Below are 26,167 nucleotides of genomic sequence, written 5' to 3'. Positions count from 1 at the left end.
AGTATAATAATATAAGATATGTTAGAAAGGAAAACATTATTGGTTGTTGTGTTACTTTTAATAGTTGCATGTAGTAGTGAAAGCAATAATACATATAAGGCTGATAGTTCTGATATTGAAATCTATTTAACGTCTTTGGGAGTTATTGATAAAGAGTTTTTAAGTGAAGAAAATATATCGGTTTCTAATACCATTAATGTTATAATAGCAGAAGAAGTTGAATTATTATTTGTAGAGGTTTTTCTAGATCAAAAGTTATATAAAACATTTGATAAATCTACTTTTTCCTTTTCAATAGATACCAATCAAATGGATGATGGCATCCATTTACTTTCCATCCGATTCCATACAAATACAGAAGATGTAATAGAAAAATCTGTTAATTTTAAGATAGATAAAACAGGCCCTAAGTTAAAAAAGTCAGAAATTGATAAAATAAATGTTTGTAAAGAAACTTTAATACAACCATTAATTAGTGATGCTTTATCGAATGTAAAAAGTGTAAACGTGTTTTTAGACGATGAGTTAATCGCTCAATTTAATAATGAAACAGAGTATTCAGTTCTATTAAATCCTGAAAACTATAATTTGGGAACAAAATATTTAAAATTTATAATGACAGATGAATTTGAAAACGTTTCAAAAGATTCGTTAGAAGTTGATATTCAAGAAGGACTTTTAAGCATTAATTTTCCTGATAATTTTACAAGAAAGGATACTGATAAGTTTTATGTGATTTTATCTGATTCAGATGGGAATTTTATCGAAAGTCATACCCATTCTGACAAGGCAGAGATCCTTGATTTATGTGTTTCCGAAGTTTTTGATGAAAATAATAGTTATACCCTTAGTTTTGTTGAAGAATTTCAAAGCTCCATTTACCGTTTTTACATATACAGTAATCTTACAAAAGATAATGTTGGAGAAATATTAACATTTAAATCTCGGCCTAATTTTTTAAAAAATTCTATTTTAAATATTGACATTCCTTTTTATCAAAATGGCTACGAGATTAGTGCAAGAGGATTAGGTTATTCAATGATGAAGCAAAATGAAAATAGTATAATGTCAGGCCATTATACTACATCTTACAATGATAATTTAGGCTCCGAAAAAGTATTTGTTAAATATTATAATAAAAATAATTTAAACGATTATAAATGGATATTTTTAGATGATGTACAAAATCGAAATACTTTAAGTATTGAGGATTTTTCAGAAGATAACGTTGACTACAAGACCATTTTAGTTAATAATAACAATTATAATTTAGCACCGTTATTATATATTTATGGGTTTGAAAATGAAGCTCATTATAATACTATTAATGGGCATCAATTGTACGGTGATTATTTAGCAGATGGCATATATAATAGTTATAGATATTTTTATGCGAACATTTTTCACGAAACATTTTATACCCTTACTACAAGTAATTATTCTCATACAAGTAATTATTCTATACAGGGCATTGGGATACCTCCTCAAATTTTGGATGTTCCAGATGATATTGTAACCTGTAACTTTTCAAATAATAAATTGACTTTTTCAGGGTTGCCTGATTACGAAGTAGGGAGGGTTATGTTGAATAATAGAGATGTCGAAAATATTACGGCTATTTGTACTTTTAATGGGAAAGCTAATGAAATTAATTTACCTAAATTACCAGATCATTTGTTCTCTCAAAATGTTAGAGATGTATTTAATTCTTCAAGGCTAAATTTAGCTCAGGCGATGGCGGAAGATTACTCAGATTTTAATTCTTATGAGGATTATTTGTCTAAAGTACTGGTGACTTCAACACCGTTTTACATTTCTTCTGCTCAAAGGCAAAGAGTTTATTTTAATGCAAATGGTATATATAGTTATTTTCCTTTAACAGAGTTTCCTTATAATCAAGCCTTTTAATTTATTTTAAATTTTCTTTAAAAAAATCAATGGTTCTTTGCCAGGCTAAGGTTGCGGCTGCTTCATCGTACCTGGGTGTGGTATTGTTATGAAATCCATGATTTACGCCCGGGTAAATATAGGTTGTATACTCAATGTTATTGGCTTTTAAAGCTGTTTCGTACGCGCCCCATCCCGCGTTAACCCGCGTGTCTAATTCGGCGTACTGAATGAGTAACGGTGCTTTAATATTTGCAGTTTCTTCAGCTGAAGGTTGTCCTCCATAAAACGGTACAGCAGCCGATAAGGTTGGGACTTTAACAGCCATCATATTGGCTATCCAACCTCCAAAACAAAACCCAACCACACCAACTTTTCCATTGCAATCTTTATGATTTTTTAAGTAATGGTAAGCAGCAATAAAATCTTCGAGCATCTCATTTCGGTCACGCTGACGTTGTAAAGCACGACCGTCATCATCATTTCCAGGATAACCACCAAGTGGCGTTAAGGCATCGGGAGCTAAGGAAATAAAATCTTCTAAAGCTGCGCGTCTGCCAACATCTTCGATGTAAGGATTAAGTCCTCGATTTTCATGAACCACAATAATTCCGGGTAGTTTACCTTTAGCTTTTTTTGGTTTTGAAAGTAAGCCTTTAATTGTGCCTCCTCCATTAGGAGATTCATATGTAATATATTCTGAATTTAATTTAGGATCTTGCGGGTCAACCAACAAGGTGTCAATATAATTCGGCGTTATAAAACTTAGAAGGGAAGACACTGTAATACCGCCAACAGCAAAAACCGATAGTTTTTCAACAAACTGGCGTCGGTTTATTTTGTTGTGTGCATAATCGTCATATAAATCGAAAACTTCCTGATTAATATCTTCTTTTTTAAGTGGTTTCATTTTTCTGTTGTCTTATTAATTGATTTTCAGTGGTTCAAATGTTGAAATATAAATTTACAATATTTATATTTACTGTATGCACGAAAAATCAACATCATTTTCTATAAAGAACTGGAGTCAGGACGATCAGCCTCGCGAAAAATTGTTATACAAAGGAAAGTCGGCTTTGAGTGATGCCGAGTTAGTTGCTATTTTAATAGGTTCAGGAAATCGGGAAGAAAGTGCAGTGGCCTTATGTAAACGCATTCTGGCCAGTGTTGATAATAATTTAAGTGCTTTAGGAAAGCTGACGGTGAAACAATTAATGCAATTTAAAGGCATTGGAGAAGCTAAAGCTATTACTATTGCTGCAGCGTTGGAATTAGGACGACGAAGACGAGGTGAGGAGGCTTTAGAAAAAAAGCAAATATCTTCAAGTCTGTCGGTATTTGAGCTTATGCAACCCGTTATTGGAGAATTACAACACGAAGAATTCTGGATTATCTATTTGAATAATTCTAATAAAGTTATTCAAAAGAATCAGTTAAGCAAAGGTGGTATTACCGGAACTTTAGTCGATGTTCGACTTGTACTAAAAACAGCTTTGGAGGTTGGAGCAACAGGGTTAATATTAGCTCACAATCATCCATCGGGAACATTAAAGCCTAGTGAAGCCGACAAGCAAATTACATTAAAGTTAAAAGGGGCAGCACAAAGTTTAGATATTAAAGTGTTAGATCATCTTATTATAACAGAAAATGCATACTTTAGTTTCGCAGACGAGGGAATTCTGTAATTTAGCATAAATACTTCTCGTTATACCATATGCTGTTAGTTTATACCCATAAAATATCACCACGTTTAAAGTATGTTTTTAAGCATATATGTACCCGTATTTTAGGAGTTGAGGTCGATTTCACAACTCAGATAGAAAGCTTCATTGCACATGGTAGTCTAAAAATGTCTTATACCAAACAGCAGTTGGGCAATGAGTTTTTTATAAGAAGCCACGATATTTTATTCGAGCAGGGATTAAGCGATATTGATGTCAATGTACACACCTGGGAAGATACCAAAGGTTTCTTTTCGGCAGGAGATAAAAGTGCGATTCCTTTCGATATTTTTGCGGCTTCATTTTATTTGTTGTCGAGATATGAAGAGTATTTACCGCATGTAAAAGATCAATACGGACGCTTTCTAGCTACAGAAAGTATCGCTTACAAAAACGGATTTTTAGAACAACCGGTGGTTGATATCTGGGCATATAAATTCAGAGATGCGCTTCAAAAACAGTTTGAAGATTTTAAATTTCCAAAACGCGAGTATAGCATCAAACCAATTATAGATGTACCTACAGCTTATCATTTTAAGTTGAAGGGCGTCATGCGCGGTGTTGGCGGGACATTAAAGGAATTATTTCAGCTGAAATTTAAAACACTTTACATCAGGTTTATGGTAATCTTCGGGTTGCAACACGACCCTTACGATACGTTTAAATATATCATCAACAAACAAAAGCAAAGCAATTATAAGTTTTTGTTCTTTTTTTTACTTGGTGATTTTTCAACATTCGACAAAGGCACAAACCCAAACAGTAAACATTTTATTTCTCTAATAAAGCATGTTGCTGATTATTGTTATGTTGGGTTAAAAGCATCTTATTTTGCTCTTGAAAATGCTGAGGTTTTAAAAAAAGAAAAGATGCGTATGGAAGATATTTTAAATGTGCCTTTAAAAGCATCTCGCCAGTCGTTTTCAAAATTAAATCTTCCGGAGTCTTATAGAAACCTAATAGAGTATGAAATTCTGGAAGATTACACTATGGGATATGTAAATTACATGGGATTTCGTGCCGGAACCTGTACACCGTTTTTGTTTTACGATTTAGATTACGAGGTACAGACGCCATTAAAAATTAATTCATATCATGTGATGGATTATACCTTACTTAAACAACATTCGTTATTAGATAAGAAGAAAGCCCTAAATGAAATTATTAAACAGGTTAAACGGGTAAATGGTGAATTTATTCCTGTTTTTCATAATTACACGTTTAGTGATGTCGAGCGTTGGAAAGGCTTTAAAGAATTATTTAATATTGTTTTAGATTCGCCAAATGAAAATTAACGGAATTACAGATATATTTTTCGATTTAGACCATACTTTATGGGATTTTGACAAAAACTCAGAACTCGCTTTTGATAAGATTTTAAAGCTGAACAAGGTTGAAGTCGATTTACAGGAGTTTTTAACACATTACAAAGCGATTAACCTACAATACTGGAAATTGTATCGCGATGAAAAAGTCGATAAGGCTTTTATGCGCTTCGGAAGGTTGAATGATACATTTTCGGCGTTAAATATGGTTGTCGCAGAAGTAATTATTCATCAATTAGCAGAAGATTATATTACCTATTTAACCGATCATAATTTTCTGTTTGAAAACACGGTTGAAATCTTAGAGTACCTATCAGGTCAATATAATTTACATATTCTTTCAAATGGATTTGAAGAGGTTCAGACTAAAAAATTAATGAAGTCTAACATTAGTCACTTTTTTAAAACGGTCACAAATGGAGAAACGGTAGGAGTTAAAAAGCCTAACCCTAAAATTTTTCAACATGCCATAGAAAAGGCAAATACATCAATTGAAAAAAGTATCATGATAGGCGATGGATTTGAAGCCGATATACTTGGTGCTATGAGTATTGGTATGGATGTTATTTATTTTAATGAATTCAATCAGGAAGTAGAAGCTCATATAAAACAGGTAAATCACTTGATAGAGTTGAAAAAGTATTTGTAAATTATAGGGTATGCGATTTTAAGATTTTTTACGTTTCAGAAAATAGAAATAAATAACAAAACGTATATTTACTCAATCATAAAAAAATAATGCTCACAACATTTATAATTTCAAATTAACAGATATTACAACAATGAAAACTAAATTTTTATCACTCTTAATAATGTGTTTAGTGGCGGGTAGTGTGTTTGCTCAGGCAAATTTAAACGCTTATAAATATGTTATCGTTCCTAATAAATACGACTTTCTAAAAGAAAAAGATCAGTATCAGTTAAATTCGCTAACTAAATTCTTATTTGAAAAATACGGATTTAAAGCTTTAATGGAAGGTGAAACTTATCCTGACGATTTAGTTAAAAACCGTTGTTTAGCTTTAAAGTCTGATGCTTTGAAAGATTCAGGTTTGTTTAAAACTAAACTGACAGTTGAATTAAAAGATTGCAATGATGCCGTTGTGTTTACTACAAAGTTAGGGGAGAGCCGTGAAAAAGATTTTAACAGAGCCTACACCGAAGCATTAAGAGATGCGTTTACCGATATTGAGGCTTTAAATTATACCTATCAGCCAAGTGAAGCTATTGCGACTCAAACTACTGTGGCTGCAACAAGTACAGAACAGGAAATTCAACAGTTAAAACAAGAACTTGAAACTTTAAAAGCTAAAGAAGCAGAAAAAGCTGCGGCAGCAACTGTAGTTCCTGTTGTTGCTGTTGAAAAAGTAGAGCAAGTTAAAGATGAAAAGGTTGTTGAAGCCGAAGTAAAAGAAGTAATGAGTAGTGTGTTGTACGCTCAGGAAATTGACAACGGCTATCAGTTGGTAGATGCGACTCCTAAAGTGGTTTACAAAATCACTAAAACGGCTCAACCTAATTTATTTATGGTTAATGGAGAAAATGCCATTATCTATAAAAAGGGAGATGCCTGGATTATTGAGTACAACACTTCAGAAGGTACAAAACAGAAAGAACTTAATATTAAGTTCTAATTCAAATTATAAAATAAAAAAAAGGGAACCAATTGGTTCCCTTTTTTTTATTGGTCTAATACCCGTATTTATCTTTCCATCTCTGTTTTAAAAAGTCACGATGTGCATTTTCTCTCGCATTATTACCTGGGTCGTAAAGTTTTGTGTTTTTAATTTCATCCGGTAAAAACTCCTGAGGTGCAAAGTTGTTTTCGTAATTATGTGCGTACATGTAATTATCACCATAACCCAGCTCTTTCATAAGTTTGGTAGGCGCATTTCTAATATCTAAAGGCACCGATAAATCACCGGTTTGTTTGACCAGTTGCTGCGCTTTACCAATAGCCATATAAGCAGCATTGCTTTTAGGAGAACACGCTAAATAGGTGGCACACTGACTTAAAATAATTCGTGATTCCGGATACCCAATTGTAGATACAGCCTGAAATGTATTATTCGCAATAACTAAAGCTGTTGGGTTGGCATTTCCAATATCTTCACTGGCTGATATTAACAAGCGTCTGGCAATAAATTTTACATCCTCTCCGCCTTCAATCATACGTGCTAACCAATACACAGCACCGTTAGGATCACTACCTCGAATCGATTTAATAAATGCCGAAATAATATCGTAATGCTGGTCCCCGGTTTTATCGTAACGAACGGTGTTGTTTTGAATTTTTTGCAACACGTCGTCATCTGTAATGATAATATTATCCGATTCTTCAGAGTTAACTATCAGTTCAAAAATATTGAGCAGTTTTCTGGCATCTCCACCAGAAAGTTTTAAAAGGGCACTGGTTTCTTTAAGTGTAATGTTCTTTTGAGACAAATAGGTGTCTTCCTTAATGGCACGCTGTAAAAGCGTTTCTAAATCGGTTTTTTCAAAAGGTTTTAAAATATAAACCTGACAGCGCGATAATAGCGCAGAAATAACCTCGAAACTAGGATTTTCGGTAGTCGCCCCAATTAAGGTTACCCAGCCTTTTTCAACAGCTTGTAATAACGAATCTTGTTGCGATTTACTAAATCGATGAATCTCATCAATAAACAAAATTGGGTTTTTCGTTGTAAACAACCCGCCGCTTTGTTTAGCTTTATCAATAACCTCACGAACATCTTTAACACCAGAACTAATAGCACTTAAGGTGTAAAACGGTCGGCCAGATTCCGACGCAATAATATTAGCCAGTGTAGTTTTTCCAATACCCGGAGGTCCCCAAAAAATCATTGAAGGAATCAAGCCTTGTTTAATCTGGTTGGTTAAAACACCATGCTCGCCAACCAGATGAGTCTGGCTAACGTAGTCCTCTAAAGTTTTTGGTCTTAAACGCTCTGCTAATGGTTCATTCATAGCTGTAAAATTAAAGCAATTTTTTAAGTTATTGGCGTGCCCTTGCAAAAAAGCAAAGTTGGTTTTTTCTCTATATATTTTTTGAAATTTCAAAAAAGGATGCCGCTACAATACCTCACGCAAGTTATCTGCCAATTTAGCATTACCGATAAAATTGGTTAACAATTTGCTATATTTAGTCCTATGAAGCAGCATAGACATTTCCACTTTTCAACAAGCGTTATTGCATACCCCATATTTTTTGTGCTTATAATTTGGGTTATGTTTTGGGCAGATGTTCGATTTGGATTGCGACTGAGTAAATTCGGAATTTATCCGCAGACCTTAAAAGGATTAAGAGGTGTTTTGTTTAGTCCGTTTATACATGGAAGCATAAAACATCTTGCTCATAATTCGGTACCCTTACTTGTGCTAAGTTCTGCCTTGTTTTATTTCTATCGGCCAATTGCATGGAAAGTGATTGGTTACGGTATTCTCGTATCGGGATTTTTAACCTGGTTCATAGGCAGACCCTCATATCATATTGGAGCCAGTGGACTCATTTATGTTTTGGTAAGCTTTATATTCTTTAAGGGGGTTTTTGCCAAATACTACCGATTAATTGCTTTATCGCTTTTAGTGGTTTTTCTTTACGGTAGTATGATTTGGTATACCTTGCCTATAGAAAAAGGGATTTCGTGGGAAGGACATCTTGCCGGGTTAATAACAGGTTTATTATTTGCTTTTATTTTTAAAAAGTCTATTGCCAAACCTAAAAAATACGTTTGGGAACAACCCGATTATAACGAAGATGACGATCCGTTTTTAAAACATTTTGATGAAAACGGAAACTTTATAGAAAACCTCGAACCGGAAATAGAGGAGGAGGAATCTATAATAATTCGATACTCATATAAAGAGTATAAAGAGAATGACGATTAGCTTATTTTAAACGTTGTCTTACGGCTTCGTATAAGAAGGCACCACAAGCCACAGAAACATTTAAAGAACCTATTTCTCCTAATAAAGGTAGTTTAGCTTTAGCATCCACAACTTTTAATGTAGACGGATTAATACCACGATCTTCCGATCCCATAATAATGGCACATGGTTCTGTAAAATCTACATCGTAAAGGGTGGCATCAGTTTTTTCGGTTGCCGCAACGACTTTAATACCTGAAGCCTGCATATAGAACACAGCATCTTTAATGTGATCTACTTTACAAATAGGAATTTTAAATACAGCACCAGCACTGGTTTTAATGGTGTCGCCATTTACTGGGGCACCACCTTTTTTCTGAATGATAATACCGTTAACACCAGTACATTCAGCCGTACGGATAATGGCTCCAAAATTACGTACATCACTTAATTGATCCAATAAAAGAAATAAAGGTGTTTTTCCCGATTCGGTTACCTGCAAAACTAAGTCCTCTAAATCGTAAAAAGCGATTGGTGATATTTGTGCAACAGCACCTTGGTGGTTTCCTTTGGTAAGGCGGTTTAATTTTTCAACAGGAACATACGACGAATTAACAGCATTCTTGCGAAGTACAGATTCTAGTTCGGTAAACAAGTCACCTTTTAATCCTTTTTGAAGGAATACTTTATCAATTGTTTCGCCAGCATTTATAGCTTCTATAATGGCTCTGATACCAAATATTTGTGTTTGTTCTTGCATGGCGCAAAGGTATAAAAAAACCACTTCACATTTGAAGTGGTTTTTTAATTACTTTATAACTGTTGAAATTTTAATTGGTGTCAAAATCAGTTGATTCACTAGACCCAAAATCTCCCCCACCAGAAGCCTTTACAGTTCCATCAATAGTAAGGGTATAAGTCCCGTTAGCGGGATAACTTAAACCATCACCATAAACATCTTTGATAGTGAAAGTGTAATCTCTACCAGAACAAAGTGTTATGCTTTCAGTCGCAGAAACTTGCCCATCAGCATAACCTCCTCCAGAAACAACAACACCTCCAAGAGCATCTGTTATTTCCCAAGAGGTTTCACTACCATACCCATCAAAAGTAATAGCTAAAGATCCTGAAACTTCAGTACAGTTTTGAATATATGATACAGTGGTAGAATTACCAACAGAATTTATACCGTCATTTTCAATATCAATAACAAGATTATTAACACCTATCCCTAAATTGTTATCAGATAATGTTACTGCTATAACCCCTTCATTGGTGCCTTTAGGAATAGTAACTGTTGAAGGGACTTCATAGGAACCATCTGCGGCTCCTGAACCATCAACAATTATATTAAAAGTCTTGTCAGAGCCAGCGATACTACCTGTATATACTGTAACATCTAAAGTTGTCGTGCCTCCTACATCAACTCCCGTAGAATAAGCTGTTTTTGCGAAGGTAATATATTTCAGTTCCGGTGGTAAATAAGTGTCTTCACAGTTTTGTAGTGATGCTCCTGTTATAAGCATCATTAATATATATGCTAGTTTTTTCATAATTTAAAATTTAAGTTTATAAAGTACTAGTTATTTTGAGTACTAATAAACGGGTTATTTTGAATTTCTGATTCAGGGATTTCGAATGTCATTCTTTCATCATCATAAGAAATAGGAACCCCTACAAATGACAAGTGATTTGTTCCTCGAGTTCTGGTTTCTTTATTTCTTTTCATAGATAAATAACTTTTTCCTTCCCCCCATAGTTCTATTCTCGTTTGAAGTTTTATTTCGTCTAATAAAGCAGCTCCAGACAAAGCATCTACATAAGAAACGTCTGGTAATCTATGTGTTAAAATGGCTTTTAAGCTAGTTTTAGCATCCCCTTCCGCACCTTCTTTAGCAGAAGCTTCGGCATTTAATAAATACATCTCTGCAACTCTCATATAAATGTAGTCAGCCACAACAGAGGTTGCTGCTCCGAAAGGAACCCTACTGGCGTCATAAAATTTGAAGTTAGGTTGTAGGTATCTAGCTGAAGCTGTATTATCGTAAAATTGGCCTTTTCTTACATCATCAGCAGGGATGGCATCATATAATGCTTTGTCGATAACTTTATAATCGCCATAAGCTGCATAACTATAAGAAAAGTAGTCCATTTGTCCCCACCAAGAAACAAGGTCTAATCCAGAATCTATAGTAATGTCAGCTCCCCACATCCAGCCAGGTGTGTTTACGTCATTAAATCCGCCTAAAACTTCTTCTTCATTCATAAGTGTAAATGCTCCACCTGAAATTATTTCTCCTGTCAAAGTTTTTACTTTATCGTTTTGTCCCATTGCTCCATAGACGTATGCTAAAATACCTTTGGCAACATCTTGATTAATTTCAATTTTGCTGGCTCTTTGATATCCATTTAATAATGATATAGCAGATACCAAATCACCTTCAATTAAGCTGTAAATTTCGGAAGCAAGAATCTTTGGCCCATTTTGATCTAATAAATCATCGTATACAGGTAAAATTTCTTCGCTAGGATCATAAGTTTTTTGAAAGTATTGTGCTAGATAGAAATAAGAATGAGCTCTTATCGCTTTTGCTTGACCCATGATATATTTGTTTTCATCTAAATCAGGAACAATATCATTACCTCCTAATGCATCGATTACTGTGTTTGCAGATCTAATAATACGATAGTAATAACGCCATACCTGATAGTTGTCTGTATATGTATAGTCTTGCGTACATTGATACTCTGTAATACTTGCTCTGTACCAACCATAAGTACTTACGGAAAGAGCCATGTCGCTGGATAACATATCAGCAAAAATATCATAACCTTTTTGACCGAAATCGTCATGTCCGGTGGTGCCTCCAGTGCCTGTTTCAAACATAAGGGCATAAATCCCTGTCATTGTCCCACGAATTACATCTGGATTTTTAGATGCGGCATCTGCAATTTGGTCTGTGTTAATTACTCTAGAAGGTTCTTGTTCTAAAAATTCTTCACTACAGCTATAATTAACAATTAATGATGCTGCAGCTAATGCATATTTTATTATATTTTTCATTGTCATTTTTTTTAAAATTTAACTCGAACACCCATTGTGAATGTTGTTAAAGGAGCATATAATCTACGACCCGTATTACCAGTTTCGCTTGTTGTAGGATTAAATCCTTCACGTGCAGATTTAACAAATAAATTGTCTCCAGATGCCCAAATATTAACACTACTAATTCCAGAATCAGCAAGGAATTTTTGAGGGAAGTTATACCCAATCATAGCGTTGTTTAGTGCTATATAATCGGTTTTTGTTAAAAAACGAGTAGATGTTGCTGTACTGTTTTGATCGTAACCATCAGAAAGCCTAGGAACATTTGTAATATCTCCTGGTTGCATCCATCTATCAGCAATGTCAGAGTGGTAGTTGTTTCCCAGAGTACCAAAACGGTCACTCATTAACTCACCATATTGCGCATCGTACGCCCATCCTCCAATACTATATGTAAATTGTGTTGAGAAAGTCCAATTTTTTAAACTAGCTCCTAATCTAAATGCACCTCTAAGGTCTGGGATAGCACTTTTGTTAACATACACTTGTGTTGCATCAGCATAAGTATGTGTCGTTGTTTTTTTGATGTTTGCATCTGCAACTCTTTTTTCATATTCTACAATCGAGCCTGTTTGGTTAGGTTCGTCTCCATCAACAACAGAAAAATCACCTTCTCCAGAATCTAAAATGCCATTGTCATTTTTGTCATCATAGTATTGGTACCACATAGGACTACCATCCGCAGGATCAACACCAGCCCATTCTCTCATGTAAAAATCGAAAATAGAACGTCCTTCTGAATAACCGTAATAAGTGGCTGAATTATCTAAATATTTAGGGGCACCAGTTGCAGGATCGATAGGCATTGCTGTTAATTTATTAGCTAAGATTTCTCCATTAAAGCCTAAGTTTAATTTGAAATTTTTAGTATCTACTAAATGAGTAGTAAGGTCAAATTCTAAACCTTGATTGGTTAACTCTCCATCGTTTACTTTTATTATAGCAATACCAGCAGAAGGACCTACGCGACGATCGAAAAATTGATCTACCGTACGTTTTTGATAATAATCAATATTTCCATCTAAGAATGTGCCTAAAGAGAATTCAAGTCCGGCCTGGAACATTTTTGATGTTTCCCAAGTTAAATCAGGGTTACCGTTATCAGCAGGTGAAATTGCAATTCCTCCAACGTTAGATGTGTTATATGTGTCATAACCATCATAGTATGAAATTCCATCCTGATCACCGGTAATTCCATAAGAAGTCTTTAACTTTAAGAAAGTTAAGAAATCACTTTTAAGAAAATCTTCATTAGATGCTACCCAGGCAGCTCCAACTGAACCAAACGTTCCCCATTTATCGTTAATAAATCTAGAAGAACCATCTGTACGTATAGATGCTGTTAGGTAATATTTGTCTTTATAATCATAATTGATTTGTGAAAAGTATGATTCTAAAGTTGTTCCTTCGCTAAAGCCACTTGGAGGGCTTAAGTTGAATAAAAAGTTATCTAATTCTAATAAACCATCTACAACAACTAGAGCTTTTGATTGAGATGTTTGCTTTAATGTATATTCTTGAGATTCATGAGCTCCTAAAACTTCAAATGAATGATCCCCAAACTGTTTTTTGTAACGTAGTAATTGTAAAAAGTTACTAGATATTCTTTCGCGGTCTCTGGCAAATAAGCTACCTGGATTCTCACCGGTAGATGAGCCTCCGTAAAAAGGGTTTCCATAATTGTGATAGCGTTCTATAGAATATTGCATTCCATAACGAGTCTCAAAAGTTAAATCCTCAGTGAATTTAATGTTCATTGAAAAATTTCCTGAAACCTCATGTCTTTTAAATCCAACTTTATCATAAGAAGCTGTACCTATAGGGTTTAAACCGTCAGCATTGTTTCTAGCTCTATAACCAGATATATTACCAAAATCGTAAACATATCCACCAAATATTGGGTCGTTTACTAATTGGTAATTATCATCTCTTAAATAAACAGGAAAGATTGGAGCCATTTTATCTGCAAATTCGAATAAGTTTTCAGAACCAACCGTTTGTCCATTATTTTTACTTTCAGCATAAGCATAGCTAATATTGGCTCCAACGTTAAGCCAGTCTTTAATATCTGAATCAAGGTTTAATCTGGAAGTATATCTATCATACCCCGTATTTATAGCATAGCCGTCATCATTTAAATAACCTAAAGAAAAATAGTACTTAGATTTGTCATTTCCGCCTCCCATACGTAAGCTACCTTCATTACGATATCCAGAGTCAAAAGCGGCGTCAGAATATAACATCGGAGTGTAACGTCTGGTTACACCTTCGCGAACTTTATGTGTGGCCGGGTCTATTAATTGACCTGGAGTATCAACATTCCACATATTGTAACCTGGATCTAAATAACCTGCACCAAAAAAATTTGCATTTGTGTAGCTTACAGGATCAGCTTGCCCAGAAATAACAGCTCTATTATATAATCCTTCCCAAGCATAACCAATATATTCTTCAGGAGATTTAATAACGTTATAACGAGGAATTATTTGTGTATTAATACCTGACTTAACTTCTGCCTCAATATAGGTGTCTTTACGAGAACCGTTTTTTGTTGTTATTAAAATAACCCCGTTAGCCCCTCTGGAACCATAGATAGCAGTAGCTGTAGCATCTTTTAATACAGTGGTGCTTTCTATATCTGATGGATTTATGGAGTTAAGTACTCCAGAAGAGTAGGTGTTACCATCAGAATCTCTATCAGATGAAATTAAAGGGACACCATCTACTACGTATAATGGATTACGGTTTCCGTTTACAGAACCAAAACCTCGAATTCTTATTGTAGAAGTCGTTCCTGGTTGTCCGGATGTATTAATAACTGTAACGCCCGCTACCTCACCTGCTAAGGCTTGAGATAAATTGGAAACGTTTTTTATTTCTAAATTTTCACTGGTAACCGTTGTTGCTGTACCAGCAAAAGATTGTTTGGTTGAAGTTCCATAACCTACAATTAAAACTTCTTCTAATTTTGCTGCATCTTCTGTCATGGTTACATTAATTGTATTTGAAGACCCAACCACAATTTCTTGGCTTGTATATCCAACAAAGCTGAATATCAAAGTAGCACCTTGACTTGCTTTAATTGCATAATTACCATCGAAATCTGAAGAAACCCCAGAAGAAGTTCCTTTAACTAAGACTGTAGTTCCAGGTAAAGGTAAACCAGTTTCATCTGATACCGTTCCTGAAATTGTCTTTTCCTGTGCAAAAGATAATTGCACAACAAACGCTAATAGTAGCGTTAGAATTCCACTAAACTTTGTTTTCATTTTATAATTATTTGAATTAGTCAAAACCAAAAATCTTAATAAAATCTTAATAAAACAAGTAAGAAGCTGTTAAAAATCGATATAAATATTTGTCTTTGTTGTTATTGTGGAATATTTTTAAAAAAAAGAAGGTCGAATAAATTAATTTATACGACCTTCTGAGGTTTGTTTTAATTATATTATTACAATCGAACTAATTTTTGTAAAAATTCTCTTGTTGCACCTGCACCTCTGAAGTAACCAACGGTTAATTCAACAATGTGATGACCATCTGGACTTAATGTTCTTTTATTTGTAGTTTCATCACAAGTAACCATTTCGAATTGACCACCAGCACAAGTCATGATTGGTGAACCATTCAATAAGGTGTCTTCACCTTCAGGATCCTGCGGTAAAACAGTTATTACTCCTGTAGCTTCGTCTACTGTAAAATAAAAATCATTATCGTCTGGCCAGAATGCAATTCCTTCGTGTCTGTAAAGACCAGGAGCTATTGCTGCGATTACATAAGTAGATCCTGCATAACTACTTCTGTAAGTTCCAGAGTTCCAGTATTCACCAACTTCGGCTTCATAAGTTCCTGCCAAGGTGTTTGCGTCAAGAGCTTTAACGGTTAAAACAATTTTATTATTCTCAGCTATAGATTCAGTAGATTCTACAATTTCAAGTACAATATCTTTAAAATCAAAAGGAACTAAAGGTTCTGTTAATACTCGAACCGAAGCATTTACAGTTGTCTCTCCAGCAGGAATAGTAAATGTTTTTGTAGGTAATTCAAATTCTACTCCTTCTTGCAATTCAGATTCTGTGCTAGTTGCAAGTGTTAGAACCAAATCTTTATCTAAAGGTACATTTCTTCCTCCATAAAAGGTAATTGGTATTTCATAATCAACTGGAGTGTTTTCAGCATCTTTAATAATGTTAAGTTCGTCTGTAGTGTTAACAAATGTTGCTAAAACAGGACCTTTTCCAAAATCAGTTTCATAGTCGTCTAGTATTTCATTACATGAATTTAAAACAACCATATTGCTAATTAAAGCCAGAACTAAAAATGTTCTTATATGTTTTATATATTTTTTCATCATCAATTTTTTTATTTCCAAAACGGATAGTTAGTAAATACATCGTCACTAGATTGCGCAGGAACATTATCACTATTTCTTGCAATTTCAGAACTAGGATATAATAGTCTTACAGGTCTTGTTCCTGGTGATTCTACAGGAATTGGTAACCCACTAGGGTATCCAGTTCTTGTTAAATCAATCCATGATTCGATAGAAGAAGTTCCATTTAAAGCAACCCATTTTTGAGTAATAATAGCCTCTATTTTATTTGGTGAGTTATCCCAAGAAACGTTTAATATAGGTTGATCGTAGTAATCTTCAGCATCTGTTGTAACACCTAAGTAATCAAATGAAGCTTCAATTGCCGATTCATATAAGTCTCTGGCTACGCTATCGCCACCTGAAATATAACCTCTTACAACTGCCTCGGCTTGGATAAATAGCGCTTCACTTAGAGTCATAACCACTTGATCTTCCTCTGCACTTACTAAAAGACCTGGACCAACTTTAGAAACATCTTCAGAAGTGAATCCGGTACCTGGTAGTGTTGTGATTTGTTGAGTACCCTTAAATGCTCCGCTCGCAGAAGCTGGGGCGTATAAGCGAGATAATCTTGGATCGTTTGTTGTCGTTTCTAAATAAGTAATAGCGTATTCTGAAGCTACAGTATAATCACCTCTACTATTTTGAATTCCTGTTACAGCTGTACGATAATAATCCCAGAAAGGTTGTTGTTTGTTAGCTGAAGAGGAATAACCAGGATTAGCAGCAACATCACCCGTAATGTATCCTCCACCGTTTGCATCAATTGAAGCTATTTGGTTTGTGATATAGCTATCTTGACCAGTATTGCTTAGGCGCACTAACATTCTTAGTTTGATAGTGTTAGCAAATTCAACCCAATGATCCATATCTCCACCATAGATAATATCTTGAGTTCCTGGATCTACGGCATTGTCTGGTGCATTTTGTATTAAATCTACAGCAACAGCTAAATCTTCAATAACAGATTTGTAAACGGTTTCCGCATCATCGTAAGCAGGTGTTGTATTTTCGCCTCTTAAATTAGCTTCAGTATAAGGAACATCACCGTATAAATCTACTAATAATTGATATTGAAATCCTTTGATAATTTTACAAATTGCTTTGTAGTATGAGTAATCTACTGCACCGGTAGCATCCTCATAAGTTTCTACATATGTTAAATCTTTAAAGATACCGGCATATGATGTTTCAAAAATTGTAGTAAAGTCACTTGAAGTGAAATTGTATCTAGAATAAATGGCGTTAGCAGACCAGTTTGAAGGAGTCGACCAGTTTACAACTAAATAGTTCCCTAATGTTGTCATAGTTCTTGCATTTAGCGCAACGAAACTTTGTTGAGCTACTGGCAATGTCAAACTTGGAGTAGAAATAGCAGGATCGTTAGGGTTGTCATTAACGTCTAAGAAATCATCACAACTTACACTTAGAAACGCTAATGCGAACAAGAATATGATTGTTTTTTTCATCTTTATATTTTTCATAATTTTTTTTTTAGAAGGTTGCGTTTATACTTAAACCAAACTGTCTTGTAGGAGCTGTTTGTTGTTGCGTACCAAAACCTACAGCATTACCTGTAGTGTAGTTAAACTCAGGATCTGTATAAACATTATCTTTTGGACGTAGTGTTAATAAGTTTCTACCGTACACTCCTATAGCTAAATTGCTCATTCCAATGGCATCTAAAGTTTTATCTCCAAAATTATAAGACAGAGAAACTTCTCTTAATTTAAGAGTAGTAGCATCAGTTACATAATTTTCTTTTACTTCATTGTAGGCATCCCAGAAAGCATTACCACCACCAGAAGTTAGTCTATTTTCGTTTGCAATGTACCCCCCATTTCCGTCAGAATAAGAGGAATTAGGGAATACAAAAGGTTGTCTGCCTGCAGTAGCACTATGTTTTGTTAAACCTGTAAACTCTAAAGCATCTACTAGGTTATTGTAAAACACATGCCCTGTTCTATACTCTGCAACTGCGTATAAACTAAAGTTTTTAAAACGGAAACTAGTATTCATACCTAAAATATAATCTGGTGTTGTTTTACCTTGGATTTGGTTTTGAGTATCCTGAATAGGATCTCCATCAGCATCAACTATAACACGACCTTCAGGATCTCTAAGATAAGAACTTGTTTTTAATAAAGGGTAAGGTTGACCAACTTGAGCAACAATTTCGGCTCCATAACCCGCACCATCAGCATAGTAAGATCCGATACCAATTTCATCAACACCATCCGCTAACTCAAGTACTTCAGAATGGAAATAAGCATAATTACCACCAATATCCCATTTAATTTTATCGGTTAAAAGAACGGTTGCGTTGAAATCGAACTCAATACCTTTATTTTCAATTTCTCCAACGTTGATTACTGCAGATTCTGCACCAGATGATAAGGCTACATCGATTGGAACAATTTGATCGGTAGAATTAGACTTATAAACAGTAATATTAGAAAGTAATCGGTTGTTAAAGAAACCTAACTCTAAACCAGCTTCTAATGATGCAGTAAACTCGGGGCTTAAGTTAGGCGAAGCCACTCGACTAGCTTGGGTTAAACCAACTGTTGAGCCGTAAGGGAAATTTGCTGGAGCTGAAAAAGTAGATGAAGTTTGGTATGCTCCTGGGTCATTACCTGTCTTAGTATAGTTTAATCTCGCTTTTAAATAATTAATTCCTTTATCAGAAACCATTCCTGGGAAAGCATTTGTTGCTACAAAAGAAAGTCCTGTACCCCAATAGAAAAATGAGTTATTGTCTTGAGGTAAAGAAGAAGACCAGTCATTTCTACCAGTACCAGTAAGATAAAGATAATCTTTAAATCCTAAAGTAGCTTCACCATAAACACCAGTTTTTCTGTAGTTTGAAGTGTATTCGCTTCCGGTTAAATCGCCAGTTCTTGTAGATACATTGTAAAAATCAGGAATAATTAAATCACCACCTGCAACACTTATAGATTTAGAATCTTGTATTCTTACGTTTTGTCCTATAGTTGCTTTTAAGTTAAAATCTTCAGATAAATCTTTATTCATTTTTAAAAGGAAATCTGAGTTTACTCTTGATGAGTTAGAAGAACCATCTGAAGTTTCAGCTCCATAAGGATCTATTTCTGAATATACGTGATCTAAGTGAAATGCGTAAGTAAATGCATCGTATTCTCTTTTAGAGGTAGAAGCACTTCCTGTGTATCCCATTTGTAAAGTAGCTGTTAACCAATCTGTAATGTTATAATCAGCAAAAGCTAATACATTGAACTCATTATAATCAGTTTTATTTCTTCGAGCATCAACAATGAAGTAAGGGTTTTCGTAGAATCTGAAATAAGACACCTCATTTCTTGTAAATTTACCTGTTTGCCAGTTTTTAATTTGATCGAAAGGAATGTGTAGAGGTGTGTTGATAATAGCCCAGTATAAAGGTCTTCCTTGACGACCTGTTCCTACAGTATTACTGTGGTTTCTGTAGAATGATAAGTTACCACCAACATTTAATTTGTTAAGTGATTTGCTAGCTTTTAACCTGAAATTTGTTTGGTTGAAAGCATCTTTAGGAACAGTACCTGTTGTATTTGTTTGGTCAAGAGATATATAGAAAGTACTATCGTCATCCCCACCACTAGCACTAACACCGTGTCTTAGAGATGTTCCTGTAACAAAGAAATTTTTGTAGTGATTTTTAATTGGAGAATAAGGAACTTGCCATACTTCACCATTGTCTAACGTTTCAGAGGCATCTACTAATTGACCATCGAATCTTGGTCCCCAAGCCACATTTTCTAAAGGATACAGTGTCCCATCAGGAAATCCACCAACTCCAAATTGATCCTGTACTTCTGGTAAATAAGAAACATTTTCAAACTGTACTGAACCGTGATATGAAACTTTTAAAGGCCCTTTACCTAATTTAGTAGTTACTACAACCACACCATTAGCTGCCTCAGAACCATAAAGAGCGGCAGCATTTGCTCCTTTTAAAACACTAATATCTTCAATATCGTCTGAGTTAATGCGGTCTAAAACTCCACGTGAAGAAGGGAAACCATCAACAACAATAAGTGCTTGGTTGTTTCCTAATAAAGATCTGTTACCACGTAATACAACTCTGGTATTAGGATTAACACCATTACTAGTTGTGTTAATTTGCATACCTGCAATTTTACCAACCATTGCTGTAGCAACGTTAACAGCTCTGGTTTGAGTAATTTCCTCAGTTTTTAACTGTGATACGGAGTAAGATAATTCTTTAGGGTTTTTCTTAATACCTAAAGCTGTTACTACGACTTCTTCAAGTGCAGCTGCATCTTCTATCAAAGTAACATTAATTGAGTTGGACGAACCAACTACTAAGGATTTAGATGAATACCCAACAAAACTGAAAATAAGGGTAGCCCCTTGACTTGCATCAATCGAGTATTTTCCATCGAAATCGGTTGAAGTACCTGTAGTTGTACCTTTTACTAAGACAGTTGCTCCGGGCAATGGTAATCCAGATTCATCTGAAACCACACCTGAAATTGTCTTTTCCTGTGCAAAAGTTAATTGCACGACAAACGCCAGTAATAGCGTTAGAATTCCACTAAACTTTGTTTTCATTTTAAAATTATTTGAATTAGTCGGGGGCTAAAGTGATAATAAAAAGTTAAAAAAACAATAATTAAAGGTTAAAAATTAATTTTCACTTGTTTAATTAAAGTATTCTAATATTAACTTTTTATAAAAAGGGAATATGATAAAAATTGTACATTTTAATGTCTGTTTTATGGTCTCTATTCAATTTTTATGCTTAGCGGATTTTGATTTTAAAGGGTAAATACGTTTAGATATAAATTTTTTTAATATTTGTTTGGAATGGGAGTTTCAAAAAGTGAAAATTTTATTGTTATTTATTTCTTATGTCATATTTAAAAAAGAAATAATTACAATGTAATGAAATATAGATTGTTGAGAGAAGTTTTTTTCTTTTTACTAAACCATTTGTAAGAATAATATTGTTTTATGTGCTATTGTATAGGTCTATAATTGGTTCTCTATATTTTCAATAAAAAAAAGCTACTCTAGAGTAGCTTTTTTTTATTGAATTTGATTTTTTTTTTAAAATTTGTCGAAAAACAATTTTGTTTCTGCCATATCGCCTCCAATAGCAGTAGAAGCTTCTTGGTAATTATCGCCATTAATGGTTTGTTCAACAATAGGGTAGGTGTATCTGTTAGGGAATCCAGATACAGCTTCTTCTGGTTCGGCCATAGCTGGAAAATCCATTATTCTAATAGATAACCATGCTTCAACACCTCTATTAAATAAAGAAATCCAACGCTGTGTACCTATAACCTCACGCCATGTTTTTGTAGCAGTTAGAGTTGTGTAGTCCACGGTTGGCTGTGCTAAATATGTAGTGGCGTCTGTTGTAGAGCCACCCCATTCAAGAATAGAAGCCGTTATACCAGCAGCGTAATGGTTGGCTGCTGTGTCCCCTGTGGTGTATCCTCTTGCTGCTGCTTCTGCTAATAGAAATTGAACTTCGGAATAAGACATGATTACTCCGGGAGCATTGGCTTTTGCAACTTCTTCGGATAATGGTGAATGACTGGCATAAGATGATGGTGAACCGATATCTCCTCCAACATAATCACCATCTACCGTTTGTAACCATAAAGGTCTTCTTGGGTCATTTAGATTATTTAATATATCGGTAAGTGTAACTGCTGCGACAAAATCGTTACGTCCACTTAAGACTACTTCTTTATGTACAGGGTGTGTGTTTGGAGCAGCTGATAAATATTGCATATTAGCATTTTGATCGCTATTTGTTATTAACCCAGAACTTATAGCGTCTTCAACTGTTGTTTGTGCAAAGCTATTATCAGCATCAGCTAGTACTATCCCCATTCTTAATTTTAGAGAACTGGCAAATCTTTTCCAGCTGGCTACATCCCCATCAAAAATGTTATCTTCTTTGTTAATGAAGCTATCCTTTGTTGTGTCCAAATTATCTATAGCAGTAGTTAATCTTGAGATTAAATCTTTATAAATAGTCATACCATCGTCGTATTTAGGTGATAGTATATCTATATTTAATGCTTCAGAGTAAGGTACATTTCCGAATGTTTCTACTAAATGAGCAAAGGTGTACACTTTTAATATTTCAATAATAGTAAGTTTATTGTCTGTAAATGTAGCTTCCTCGTCACTTAAATAATCGGTTTCAGAAATGATTTTTTCGGCTTCATCGAAATCCTTTAATACATCACGATACATGGCACTCCATAGATTTTCAGGAATGGTACGTGTTACCTGGTCGTAGTTACTTTCATCGGTATATGTTGTTTCCTGGAGAAACTGTGACCAAAGTTTGGTATTATTTTCATTAACCTCCAACGTTGTTATTTGGTCAACCAGAGCTTTTTGAGCACTTGTAAATAAGGATTCTCCAGATACTGAATCGGGATCCTTAATGTTTTTATTCAAGTCTTCTAAGTTGTTTGAGCACGATGCAATAATTATTGCTGTCGCTATTAATATTATTTTTTTCATAGTAAATTTTTAAAATTGTAATTTAACATTAAACCCAAAGTCTCTTGTAGAAGGTAATGAACCTGTTGAGTACCCTTGTAAGTTACCTGCCCCAAGACCAGATTCAGGATCGGCATGAGGTAAGCTTTTGTCAATTATCCATAGGTTAGAGCCTACAAACCCTAGGCTTGCTCCAGTAAAGAAGGTGTTTTTTAATAGACTTTCAGGAAATGTGTAAGTGAGAGTTACTTCTCTTAATTTCACAAATCCCGCATCATAAGAAAATGCTTTGTCGGGTAAACCTCTTCTATAACCAAAAGCGCCATATCTGTTAGCGTTTATTCTAGTTTCATTTACAGAACCATCTGGATTAACACCTTTATTAATAAAACCACCACTATCGGAACCGTAATTGCCAGGTGTTCCGGTTATTGGGTCTCTTACAGGATTTCCAAGGTCGTTAGTAAATGCAGTTTCGGTATATAAACCTGTTGCTAATCCGTAATATTGGTCAAGAGACCAGATGTTACCACCTTTCTGAATATCAATTAAGAAACCTAAAGTAAAATTTTTATAGGTAAAGCGGTTGCTTATACCCATTAACCATTCTGGGTTACTGTCGCCAATAACATTATCGGATGTAGATGTTTTTAAATATTCACCGGAGTCTGGATCAACAAGTCTGGTTTCTGGGCTTGGATTGTCTGGGTCTAGATAAGTGTAGTCAGTTCCGTATATTACACCATAAGGTTCACCAACTTGAGCATTTATGGTTACGCCGCCTTGGAAATCTCCTAATTGTAGTGTTTTTAGACCTTCAGGTAATGCTAGAACTTTGTTACGGTTACGTGTCCAGTTAATATTTATGTTCCAGACAAAATCTTCGGTTTGTATTGGTTTACCATTTAAAGAAAATTCTACCCCTTTGTTCTCAATTTCACCAGCGTTTACTGTTTTGTATAGATAACCTGTAGATTCAGAAACTCGGACATCAACAATTTGGTCGATGGATTTAGAATTGTAGTATGCGAAATCGAAACCAACTCGACTTTTAAAGAAATTCATTTGTAGTCCAAACTCATAACTTTTTGTTCTTTCAGGTTTTAAATCTGGATTACTTTTTGTGTCGTTAACAGATGTGCTGGCTGATCCAAAAGGTGTATTTACATCGTAAAAGTCTTGAAGTCTGTTACGTCCTCTGGCTCCATTACCTACTTCTGCATAATTAGCACTAAACTTACCAAACGATAACCAGTCCTGATCTATAAGTTTACTGAATATGAAACTTCCTGAAACACCAGGGTAATAAAATACACTGTTATCTTCCGGTAATGTTGATACATGGTCTCTACGAATGGTGGCATCTAAAAAGTATGTGTCCATAAATCCGAAGGATAGACTGGCGTAAGTTCCATCTACACCATTTTTCCAAACTGTTTCAACAGGAAGTGCTAATGGGTCTCTTGTGTTTTTAAGAGTGTATAATCCAGGAACGCTAATTCCTCCTTGAGTAGCAGAGGTGAATCGGCTGAACTCAGTTCTATTGATATTAACCCCAAGGATACCTTTAATGTTAAAGTCATCAGTAATATCTTTATCTACATTAAAAAATAAATCATAGTTGGTTTCTGAAGCAAATATGTCTCTTCTTAGATATCCCGAATCAACAGTATTTCTGTTGATACTACCATCTCGTCCTGTTCCGATACCAAAATCGGCGGGTACACTTCCTACCTGACGTCTTTCTTCTTGTAGTTCATTATAAGTATCTGTAGCAATACGGCCTGTAACCGTCAACCATTCAGTTAAATCATAAGTTAGTGACATATTTCCTATAAAGCGATTTCTTTCATCGCTTTGGTAGTTTTCATAGCGAGTCCAATATGGGTTATCCCAATAAATAGGAGTTAAATCGTCAACGTAAGTTGGGTTCCAGGTAACGTTTCTTCTTGTTGCAAAATAAATATCTTTTTGATCTTGTACATCGACATTGGTTTGCCACCATTGTCGCATATTTCCTAGGATATTATCATTGTAACCGGTAGAGTTTCTTCCTAATCCGTTTGTTTTTAAGTAGTTTGCAAACGCAGAAGCATGGAGTTTTTCATTAAACTTATAACTTCCACTCATTGAAAAATTATGTTTATCTATAGAGCTGTTAGGTAGTAACCCCGTTTGGTCAAATTTGGTATAATTTAATCTAAATGTACCATCGTCACTTCCTCTGTCTAATGACACCGAATTGGTTAAGGTTACCGGTGTTTCGAAAAATGAAATAGCACCTCTGTTTCCTGCACTTACCCAAGGAGTTGCTTTACCGTAATTTGGGCTGTCTACATCGAAAGCATCCCATTGATAAACCAGTAGATTTGGATCGAAGGCTGGACCATAAGAAGCGTCTTCGCCTAGCCCCGCAACTAAATCTGGATTTCCGTCACCATCAATATCTTCATAATACCATTGGTCTCCGGGGCCATCATAATATGGTCCATATCCTGCACCATATTGATTTTGGTATTTTGGAAAAGTTGATTTATCTATAGAACCAAAAGTAACCCCTGAACTTACTGTTACTCCAAAACCTTTAGATTTTTTACCTTTTTTGGTTGTAATCATGATGACCCCATTGGCAGCTCTGGATCCGTAAAGTGCAGAAGCGGCAGCTCCTTTTAAAATGTTTATAGATTCGATGTCGTCTGGGTTGATATCTGAGGCGGTGTTACCATAATCATAATTTCCACCACTAGCTTGTTCCTGTCCTCTGGTGTTGGTGTTAATGTTGTTAATGGGAACCCCATCTATAACAAAAAGTGCTTGGTTATCTCCTGTTAAAGAAGTGTTACCTCTAATTAAAACGTTTGTAGAACCTCCCATATTGGTTGTTCGGGCTATTTTAATACCCGATGCCTTACCAGAAAGGTTATTGGTGAAGTTGCTGCTTTGAACAGAAGTAAGCTCATCACCTCTGACTTCCTGTGTAGAGTATCCTAAAGATTTTTTATCTCTAGATATACCAAGAGCTGTTACAACTACCTCTTCAAGAGATTCTGCAGATTCTGATAATTTGATGTCAATGATGTTAGATGTTCCAACTACAATTTCCTGATTGGAATATCCAACATAACTAAAAACCAAGGTTTGACCTTGGCTTGCTGTTATGGAATAATTACCATCAAAATCTGTTGAAGTACCTGTTGTGGTCCCTTTAATTAGGATTGTTGCTCCTGGTAAGGGCATCCCGGTAGGATCTGTTATTTTACCTGATATCGTTTTTTCTTGGGCAAAAGTTAATTGCACAACAAACGCTATCAGTAGCGTTAGAATTCTACTGAACTTTGTTTTCATATTGGTGATTATTTAGGTTAGTACAATGTAA

At 34.9% G+C, this 26,167-nt stretch carries 17 protein-coding genes; 6 read left to right on the top strand and 11 right to left on the bottom strand.

Features of this window, described 5'->3' with window-relative positions:
- The first annotated feature begins 18 nt into the window (after positions 1-18).
- The gene (locus R1X58_RS02995) at positions 19-1,908 is read left to right on the top strand and encodes a hypothetical protein (protein ID WP_240571871.1); all 1,890 of its coding nucleotides are present in this window, start codon (positions 19-21) and stop codon (positions 1,906-1,908) included.
- A gap of 1 nt (position 1,909) precedes the next feature.
- Here R1X58_RS02995 and R1X58_RS02990 read toward each other — a convergent pair whose 3' ends face one another.
- On the bottom strand, positions 1,910-2,797 hold the full coding sequence (locus R1X58_RS02990) for a dienelactone hydrolase family protein (protein WP_240571870.1): 888 nt from the start codon (positions 2,795-2,797) through the stop codon (positions 1,910-1,912).
- Positions 2,798-2,873: 76 nt separating this feature from the next.
- Here R1X58_RS02990 and radC point away from each other — a divergent pair, with 76 nt between their 5' ends.
- The 4 genes from radC (at position 2,874) to R1X58_RS02970 (ending at position 6,567) form a co-directional block, all read left to right on the top strand.
- Positions 2,874-3,572 carry a RadC family protein gene (gene radC, locus R1X58_RS02985; protein ID WP_240571869.1) on the top strand — a complete coding sequence of 233 codons (699 nt, stop codon included), beginning with the start codon at positions 2,874-2,876 and terminating at the stop codon, positions 3,570-3,572.
- Positions 3,573-3,601: 29 nt separating this feature from the next.
- Positions 3,602-4,903 carry a polysaccharide deacetylase family protein gene (locus tag R1X58_RS02980; RefSeq protein WP_240571868.1) on the top strand — a complete coding sequence of 434 codons (1,302 nt, stop codon included), beginning with the start codon at positions 3,602-3,604 and terminating at the stop codon, positions 4,901-4,903.
- Positions 4,893-5,582, top strand: coding sequence for a YjjG family noncanonical pyrimidine nucleotidase (locus R1X58_RS02975; RefSeq protein WP_240571867.1), 690 nt, complete (start codon positions 4,893-4,895; stop codon positions 5,580-5,582). The genes R1X58_RS02980 and R1X58_RS02975 overlap by 11 nt, the downstream gene beginning before the upstream one ends.
- 133 nt (positions 5,583-5,715) lie before the next feature.
- Complete coding sequence (locus R1X58_RS02970) at positions 5,716-6,567, top strand: hypothetical protein (protein ID WP_240571866.1); 852 nt, start codon at positions 5,716-5,718, stop codon at positions 6,565-6,567.
- A 55-nt stretch (positions 6,568-6,622) separates the two neighbouring features.
- On the opposite strand, the gene R1X58_RS02965 is transcribed toward R1X58_RS02970, so the two are convergent.
- Positions 6,623-7,900 carry a replication-associated recombination protein A gene (locus R1X58_RS02965; RefSeq protein WP_240571865.1) on the bottom strand — a complete coding sequence of 426 codons (1,278 nt, stop codon included), beginning with the start codon at positions 7,898-7,900 and terminating at the stop codon, positions 6,623-6,625.
- 183 nt (positions 7,901-8,083) lie between these two features.
- Here R1X58_RS02965 and R1X58_RS02960 point away from each other — a divergent pair, with 183 nt between their 5' ends.
- On the top strand, positions 8,084-8,821 hold the full coding sequence (locus R1X58_RS02960; RefSeq protein WP_240571864.1) for a rhomboid family intramembrane serine protease: 738 nt from the start codon (positions 8,084-8,086) through the stop codon (positions 8,819-8,821).
- Between the two features lies 1 nt (position 8,822).
- On the opposite strand, the gene rlmB is transcribed toward R1X58_RS02960, so the two are convergent.
- From rlmB to R1X58_RS02915, 9 genes are all read right to left on the bottom strand, one after another.
- Positions 8,823-9,560: a 23S rRNA (guanosine(2251)-2'-O)-methyltransferase RlmB gene (gene rlmB / locus R1X58_RS02955; RefSeq protein WP_240571863.1), complete on the bottom strand. Its 738-nt coding sequence runs from the start codon at positions 9,558-9,560 to the stop codon at positions 8,823-8,825.
- 70 nt (positions 9,561-9,630) lie between these two features.
- On the bottom strand, positions 9,631-10,353 hold the full coding sequence (locus R1X58_RS02950) for a hypothetical protein (RefSeq protein ID WP_240571862.1): 723 nt from the start codon (positions 10,351-10,353) through the stop codon (positions 9,631-9,633).
- Positions 10,354-10,379: 26 nt separating this feature from the next.
- Complete coding sequence (locus tag R1X58_RS02945) at positions 10,380-11,864, bottom strand: RagB/SusD family nutrient uptake outer membrane protein (RefSeq protein ID WP_240571861.1); 1,485 nt, start codon at positions 11,862-11,864, stop codon at positions 10,380-10,382.
- 11 nt (positions 11,865-11,875) lie between these two features.
- Complete coding sequence (locus tag R1X58_RS02940; protein ID WP_240571860.1) at positions 11,876-15,175, bottom strand: SusC/RagA family TonB-linked outer membrane protein; 3,300 nt, start codon at positions 15,173-15,175, stop codon at positions 11,876-11,878.
- A 182-nt stretch (positions 15,176-15,357) separates the two neighbouring features.
- A complete protein-coding gene (locus tag R1X58_RS02935) occupies positions 15,358-16,257 on the bottom strand; it encodes a hypothetical protein (protein ID WP_240571859.1) in 900 nt (299 codons plus the stop codon).
- Positions 16,258-16,268: 11 nt separating this feature from the next.
- A complete protein-coding gene (locus tag R1X58_RS02930; RefSeq protein WP_240571858.1) occupies positions 16,269-17,765 on the bottom strand; it encodes a SusD/RagB family nutrient-binding outer membrane lipoprotein in 1,497 nt (498 codons plus the stop codon).
- Positions 17,766-17,775: 10 nt separating this feature from the next.
- On the bottom strand, positions 17,776-20,874 hold the full coding sequence (locus R1X58_RS02925) for a SusC/RagA family TonB-linked outer membrane protein (RefSeq protein WP_240571857.1): 3,099 nt from the start codon (positions 20,872-20,874) through the stop codon (positions 17,776-17,778).
- Between the two features lie 498 nt (positions 20,875-21,372).
- On the bottom strand, positions 21,373-22,812 hold the full coding sequence (locus R1X58_RS02920) for a SusD/RagB family nutrient-binding outer membrane lipoprotein (protein WP_240571856.1): 1,440 nt from the start codon (positions 22,810-22,812) through the stop codon (positions 21,373-21,375).
- Positions 22,813-22,821: 9 nt separating this feature from the next.
- Entirely contained in the window at positions 22,822-26,136 is a 3,315-nt protein-coding gene (locus R1X58_RS02915; RefSeq protein ID WP_240571855.1) for a SusC/RagA family TonB-linked outer membrane protein, read from the bottom strand.
- Positions 26,137-26,167 lie beyond the last annotated feature (31 nt).

Source organism: Aestuariibaculum lutulentum (assembly GCF_032926325.1).
GTDB classification, from domain to species: domain Bacteria; phylum Bacteroidota; class Bacteroidia; order Flavobacteriales; family Flavobacteriaceae; genus Aestuariibaculum; species Aestuariibaculum lutulentum.
Note: the sequence above shows the minus strand (reverse complement) of the source record. Positions and strands in the feature narration are given on the sequence as shown.

Excerpts from the sequence above, each read along its gene's own strand:
- R1X58_RS02995 (WP_240571871.1), top strand. The coding sequence starts at position 19 with ATGTTAGAAAGGAAAACATTATTGGTTGTTGTGTTACTTTTAATAGTT.
- R1X58_RS02990 (WP_240571870.1), bottom strand. The coding sequence starts at position 2,797 with ATGAAACCACTTAAAAAAGAAGATATTAATCAGGAAGTTTTCGATTTA.
- radC (WP_240571869.1), top strand. The coding sequence starts at position 2,874 with ATGCACGAAAAATCAACATCATTTTCTATAAAGAACTGGAGTCAGGAC.
- R1X58_RS02980 (WP_240571868.1), top strand. The coding sequence starts at position 3,602 with ATGCTGTTAGTTTATACCCATAAAATATCACCACGTTTAAAGTATGTT.
- R1X58_RS02975 (WP_240571867.1), top strand. The coding sequence starts at position 4,893 with ATGAAAATTAACGGAATTACAGATATATTTTTCGATTTAGACCATACT.
- R1X58_RS02970 (WP_240571866.1), top strand. The coding sequence starts at position 5,716 with ATGAAAACTAAATTTTTATCACTCTTAATAATGTGTTTAGTGGCGGGT.
- R1X58_RS02965 (WP_240571865.1), bottom strand. The coding sequence starts at position 7,900 with ATGAATGAACCATTAGCAGAGCGTTTAAGACCAAAAACTTTAGAGGAC.
- R1X58_RS02960 (WP_240571864.1), top strand. The coding sequence starts at position 8,084 with ATGAAGCAGCATAGACATTTCCACTTTTCAACAAGCGTTATTGCATAC.
- rlmB (WP_240571863.1), bottom strand. The coding sequence starts at position 9,560 with ATGCAAGAACAAACACAAATATTTGGTATCAGAGCCATTATAGAAGCT.
- R1X58_RS02950 (WP_240571862.1), bottom strand. The coding sequence starts at position 10,353 with ATGAAAAAACTAGCATATATATTAATGATGCTTATAACAGGAGCATCA.
- R1X58_RS02945 (WP_240571861.1), bottom strand. The coding sequence starts at position 11,864 with ATGAAAAATATAATAAAATATGCATTAGCTGCAGCATCATTAATTGTT.
- R1X58_RS02940 (WP_240571860.1), bottom strand. The coding sequence starts at position 15,175 with ATGAAAACAAAGTTTAGTGGAATTCTAACGCTACTATTAGCGTTTGTT.
- R1X58_RS02935 (WP_240571859.1), bottom strand. The coding sequence starts at position 16,257 with ATGAAAAAATATATAAAACATATAAGAACATTTTTAGTTCTGGCTTTA.
- R1X58_RS02930 (WP_240571858.1), bottom strand. The coding sequence starts at position 17,765 with ATGAAAAATATAAAGATGAAAAAAACAATCATATTCTTGTTCGCATTA.
- R1X58_RS02925 (WP_240571857.1), bottom strand. The coding sequence starts at position 20,874 with ATGAAAACAAAGTTTAGTGGAATTCTAACGCTATTACTGGCGTTTGTC.
- R1X58_RS02920 (WP_240571856.1), bottom strand. The coding sequence starts at position 22,812 with ATGAAAAAAATAATATTAATAGCGACAGCAATAATTATTGCATCGTGC.
- R1X58_RS02915 (WP_240571855.1), bottom strand. The coding sequence starts at position 26,136 with ATGAAAACAAAGTTCAGTAGAATTCTAACGCTACTGATAGCGTTTGTT.